Below are 3183 nucleotides of genomic sequence, written 5' to 3' on the forward strand. Positions count from 1 at the left end.
GGGATCGGGGCGTACCCCCACCCACCGGGGTATGGTGTGGTGCCCCTCGTTTCTGAGGGTGGTGGGTTGTACGACATCGACGATGAGAGCGACCGTAATCCGGCGCAGCGGCCGTTTCCGTACCTGCCGACCATCGACCCTGCCGTGTACCACGCGGACTATCTCGGCAAGTGGAACCGCCCGGTGGTCGTCTACCGGTGCGTCGGCAAGTACTCCCAGACGGAGCTGCGGACCTGGCTGCGGACGGCCGACGCCGACCGGCTGCTCGGCGTCTTCGTCGGCGCGTCCTCGAAGGGGAAGGCGGTGCGGACAGGCCTGTCCGAGGCGCAGGACCTGCGCCACGATGTCCGCCCAGACCTGCTGCTCGGTGGCGTGGCCATCACCGAACGCCCCGAGGAGCATCTGCGACTCGTCGCCAAGCAGGTGGCCGGATGCGCGTACTTCATCTCGCAGGTCATCTACAGCGCCGACGCGGCGAAAAGCATGGTCTCCGACTACTACTACGCCTGCCGCGAGCGGGACCTCGAACCGAGGCCCGTCCTGTTCACGCTCTCGGTGTGCGGCTCGGTGAAGACGCTTGCGTTCCTCCAATGGCTCGGCGTCGACGTCCCGCGCTGGCTGGAGAACTCCCTGCGCCATGCGGACGACACCCTGGCCGAGTCATACCAGCACTGCTTGGTGAACGCCCGGGACCTGATCGCCTTCTGCCGCAAGCTCGGCATGCCGTTCGGCTTCCTCGTGGAGAGCGTGTCCATCCGCAAGGTCGAGATCGACGCCTCGGTCGCCCTGGCCCACGAGCTCAGCAGGCTGCTCGGACGAGGTACGCCCTCGGTGTGAAGCCGGGCACGAACGTGCGGCTGTCGAATGCCGCGATCGGGACGCGGCTCAGGCCGCGCTGGCGTCCTCCCGTTCGACGAGGACGCCGCGCTTGAAGCGGGCTCCGGCTCGCACGAGGGCGACCAGGTGCGGCGCATTGACCGCGCGCCAGCGTTCCTGGGCGGACTCGATCAGCTAAGGACGCGCCGCTGTCGCCCTGCCGGACAACGTCCTCTTCGAGGGCGGCGCCGGTGAGAAGGTCCGCCGCAAGCTGCTCGACGAGTTCGACCTCCACGCCATCCTGTGGCTCCCCACCGGCATCTTCTACGCCGGTGGCGTCAAGGCCGACGTCCTCTTCTTCGACAAGAAGCCTCCGCGCGCTGACGGCGAGCCGCTCCCCACCGAGACCTGGGTCTACGACTTCCGTACCGGTCAGCACTTCACGCCCAAGCAGCGCCCGCTGACCCGGGCCCACCTCGACGACTTCGTGTCCGCCTAACGACATCGACGACTTCTGGCGGGCGGCGTGGGTCCAGGCAGTGGCCGCCATCGACCACTGGCTGCACGAGGAGGTCCTGCCGCGGGTCGCCGAGCCGGCGGCCGAGGACAGTCCCGACATGCCGTATCGGCTGAGGGTTTACGAGTTGCCGCTGCATATCGTCGAGGCGGTTCGGCGTGGCGACGTCGCTCTGTCCGACGCTGTCGTCGATCACTTGCGGGGCGGGCTCGCAGGGCAGTCGCTCCAGTACCCCGGAGGGATCTTCGAGGTGTTGAAGCTGGTGACGGACAAGAAGGTCTGGTACCTGTCGGCGGGCTGGATCAACAGGACCTTCTTTCAGGGGCGCATCTCGCTGAATGAGAAGACGCTTCGCAGTCGCTATCTGGAGATCACTCGACGGCGAAACGGGATCGCCCACGACACCGACCTGATCGACGGCGATCTCGAGCAGCGCCGCCCCAACGACGATGCGGGCGTGAACGACGCCATCGACTGGATCGAGCGCATCGCGCTCGCCATCGCCCACGTGCTCGACGACGAGGGGTGACCGGCGCCCTGGGAGGTGCCCCGGTGAGGGCGGCCGCCTCGTAGGGTGGGGACCATGACGGAACTGCCCTCCCCCAGCCTTCGGCCGGGGGGACCCCCATCTCGCGCCGCTCGGCGTCTGCTGCTGGTGCACGCGCACCCGGACGACGAGTCGATCAACAACGGCGCGACCATGGCCAAGTACGCGGCCGAGGGGGCGCGGGTGACGCTGGTCACCTGCACCCTGGGGGAGCGGGGTGAGGTCATTCCGCCCGAGCTGGGGCATCTGACCGGAGCCGCGCTGGGCGAGTACCGCCTGCGTGAGCTCGCGGACGCGATGCGCGAGCTCGGCGTCGACGACTTCCGGCTGCTCGGCGGCGCGGGACGCTACCGCGACTCCGGGATGATGGGCCTGCCCGACAACGACGACCCGGCCTGCTTCTGGCAGGCCGACCTCGACGAGGCCGCCGGGTACCTCGTGGAGGTGATCCTGGAGGTCCGCCCCCAGGTCCTCGTCACCTATGACGACAACGGCGGGTACGGCCATCCGGACCACATCCAGGCCCACCGCGTCGCCATGAGGGCCGCGGAGCTGGCCGCCGACGCGGGCTGGCGCATCCCCAAGGTCTACTGGAACCGCGTCCCGCGCTCCGTCGCCGAGGATGCCTTCGCCCGCCTTCAGGGCGAACTGTCCGGTCTGCCCTTCGCCAAGTCCGCCGCCCTCGACGACGTGCCGGGCGTGGTCGACGAACAGCGCCGCACCCCCCCGCGCCACAGCACCCCCCCCCCCCCCCCCCACTCCCCCGCGCCCCTCACCGCCACCCGCCCGTCCCCCGCCGACCGCGGCAGCCTCACCGTGGGCGCGGCCAAGGCGGGCGCGCTGCTCGACCGCCAGCTGACCCTGGCCCGTACCCGGGCGCACTCCACGGCCCTCCAGGCGCTGGGCAGCAGCCGCTTCCACGCGGTCGCCGACAAGGTGGCCTTACTGGCCAGCGAGGTGCCGCTGAAGGACACCGCGGCGTCCACCACCGACCTGCGCCCCCTGGCCGCCGCGGCCCGGGACCGCCTCACCGACGCCGTGGCCGCGCTCCCGCTGGTCACCGCGGGCAGCCCGTACAACGCCCAGGCCCTGATCCACGGCCTCTCCCCGGACCCGGCGCCCCACCCCCAGGACGCCCAGTGGCACCAGGTCCGCCTGCTGCTGCGCCTGCACCGGTACGCGCTCGAGGTGCTGTCCGGCGAGCACGCCGACGGGACCGACGGCGGCACGGACGTACGCCTCCTGGCGGCCGGCGAGGCCCTGGACCGCCACCGCGACGCCTCCGAGGCCGCCGCTGCCGCCG

Annotated in this window: 3 protein-coding genes and 2 pseudogenes; 4 read left to right on the top strand and 1 reads right to left on the bottom strand. The window is 70.9% G+C overall.

Features of this window, described 5'->3' with window-relative positions:
• Positions 1-66 precede the first annotated feature (66 nt).
• Complete coding sequence (locus ACFW2E_RS19225; RefSeq protein ID WP_384467890.1) at positions 67-837, top strand: 5,10-methylenetetrahydrofolate reductase; 771 nt, start codon at positions 67-69, stop codon at positions 835-837.
• 48 nt (positions 838-885) lie between these two features.
• On the opposite strand, the pseudogene ACFW2E_RS19230 reads toward ACFW2E_RS19225, so the two are convergent.
• A pseudogene (locus ACFW2E_RS19230) lies at positions 886-1011 on the bottom strand (IS256 family transposase); the annotation flags it as partial.
• Positions 1012-1015: 4 nt separating this feature from the next.
• Between ACFW2E_RS19230 and ACFW2E_RS19235 the strand changes: the two are divergent.
• The 3 genes and pseudogenes from ACFW2E_RS19235 to mshB form a co-directional block, all read left to right on the top strand.
• A pseudogene (locus ACFW2E_RS19235) lies at positions 1016-1306 on the top strand (N-6 DNA methylase); the annotation flags it as partial.
• A 49-nt stretch (positions 1307-1355) separates the two neighbouring features.
• Positions 1356-1862, top strand: coding sequence for a hypothetical protein (locus tag ACFW2E_RS19240; RefSeq protein WP_384467892.1), 507 nt, complete (start codon positions 1356-1358; stop codon positions 1860-1862).
• A 54-nt stretch (positions 1863-1916) separates the two neighbouring features.
• Positions 1917-3183 (top strand): N-acetyl-1-D-myo-inositol-2-amino-2-deoxy-alpha-D-glucopyranoside deacetylase (gene mshB / locus ACFW2E_RS19245; RefSeq protein WP_384467894.1); only part of this gene is annotated, 1267 nt, incomplete at its 3' end.

The organism is Streptomyces sp. NPDC058964 (genome assembly GCF_042741275.1).
In the GTDB taxonomy this organism is placed as follows: Bacteria; Actinomycetota; Actinomycetes; order Streptomycetales; family Streptomycetaceae; genus Streptomyces.